The 1,638-nt window shown below is 69.5% G+C and carries 2 protein-coding genes; both read left to right on the top strand.

Features of this window, described 5'->3' with window-relative positions:
- Positions 1-219: 219 nt before the first annotated feature.
- Positions 220-840, top strand: a complete 621-nt coding sequence (locus DCO49_RS20005) for a LemA family protein (protein ID WP_116865466.1) — start codon at positions 220-222, stop codon at positions 838-840.
- A 3-nt stretch (positions 841-843) separates the two neighbouring features.
- The coding region (locus DCO49_RS20000; protein WP_116865465.1) for a TPM domain-containing protein at positions 844-1,638 on the top strand (795 nt) is incomplete at its 3' end.

The following is a 1,638-nucleotide window of genomic DNA, read 5'->3' as shown; positions in this document are numbered from 1 at the left end:
GTTGGCTGGGGGCGTGAGCGCCATGGATGGCGCGACCGAGCCTCCATGGACGGATTCACGGCGTCCCCCAGCCAACCCACCCTCCCGACCAACCCCGATATCCAGCAAACACACCCACCGCGGAGGGGGCCCAGCCCGTTGGCCGACACCCCGACCTCCACGCCGGCGTTAACGCAAACCATGGCATGCTCGGCAGCCAGTCCACCCGGAACTCCCGCCATGCGCCTGCTCACCCGCGTCCTGCCCCTGCTGCTGATGGCCTCCCTGCTCTCCGGCTGTGGTTACAACGCCATCCAGCAGAAGGATGAGGCGGTCAAGGCCAGCTGGTCCGAAGTGCTCAACCAGTACAAGCGCCGCGCCGACCTGGTGCCCAACCTCGTGCAGACCGTCAAAGGTTTCGCCAGCCAGGAAGAGCGCGTGCTGACCGAAGTCACCAACGCCCGCTCGCGCGTCGGCCAGATCAACGTCAACGCCGATGACCCTGCCTCGCTCAAGCAGTTCCAGCAGGCGCAGGGCGAACTGGGCAGCGCGCTGTCGCGCCTGCTGGTGGTCACCGAGAACTACCCCACGCTGAAGTCCGACGCCAACTTCCGCGACCTGCAGGCACAGCTGGAAGGCACCGAGAACCGCATCACCGTGGCCCGCGGCCGCTACATCCAGCAGGTGCAGGACTACAACACCTACATCCGCTCGTTCCCGCAGCTGGTCACCGCGAAGATCTTCGGCTACCAGCCCAAGCCCAACTTCAGCGTCGAGAACGAAGCGCAGATCTCCAACGCGCCGGTGGTCGACTTCGGCACCACGCCGCAGCGGCAGCCGGCACCGCAGCCGGCGCACTGACCGATGCGCCTGGCCACCGCGCTGCTGCTGGCGTTCCTGCTGTGGCTGCCGCTGGCGTCGCAGGCGCAGTCGCTGGCGCCGATTCCCGCGCTGGATTCGCCGGTGGTCGATACCACCGGCACCCTCGATGCCGCGCAGAAGCAGGCGCTGGTGCAGCAGGCACTGGACCTGCAGCAGCGCAAGGGCAGCCAGCTGCAGGTGCTGGTGGTGCCCAGCACCCAGCCCGAGGACATCGCCCAGTACACCACCCGCGTCTTCGACCAGTGGCAGATCGGCCGCAAGGGCGTGGATGACGGCGTGCTGCTGGTGGTGGCCAAGGACGACCGGCGCGTACGCATCGAACCGGGCTACGGCCTGGAAGGCGCGATTCCCGATGCCATCGCCAACCGGGTCATCCAGGAGTACCTGGTGCCGCGCTTCCGCAGCGGCGATTACGCCGGTGGCATCACCGACGCCACGGCGGTGCTGGTGAAGCTGGTCGATGGCGAGCCGTTGCCGGCGCCGGTCAGCGGCCAGCGCGGCCACGAAGCGGGCGGTGGTGGCGATATCTGGATCCTGGCGCTGTTCATCGGCGTGTTCGCGGGCAGCATGCTGCGCGGGGTGTTCTCGCGGGTGCCACGCCCGCTGCGCGGCCTGCTCGGCGGCGGCGGCGCGGCGCTGGCCGCGTTCCTGTTCACCTCCACCCTGCTGGCCAGCGGCGTGGCCGGCATCGTCGGCCTGGTCGTGGCGATGTTGTCCGGCCACCCCGGGCGCTATGCCGGCGGGGGTGGCTGGGGAGGCGGCAGCTGGGGTGGGGGC

Origin of the sequence: Stenotrophomonas sp. SPM (assembly GCF_003105135.1) — a bacterium.
Lineage (GTDB): Bacteria > Pseudomonadota > Gammaproteobacteria > Xanthomonadales > Xanthomonadaceae > Stenotrophomonas.
The sequence above is the reverse complement of the archived record's forward strand: the minus strand, read 5'-3'. Positions and strand labels throughout refer to the sequence as shown.

Coding starts and splice junctions, on each gene's coding strand:
- DCO49_RS20005 (WP_116865466.1), top strand. CDS start 220: ATGCGCCTGCTCACCCGCGTCCTGCCCCTGCTGCTGATGGCCTCCCTG.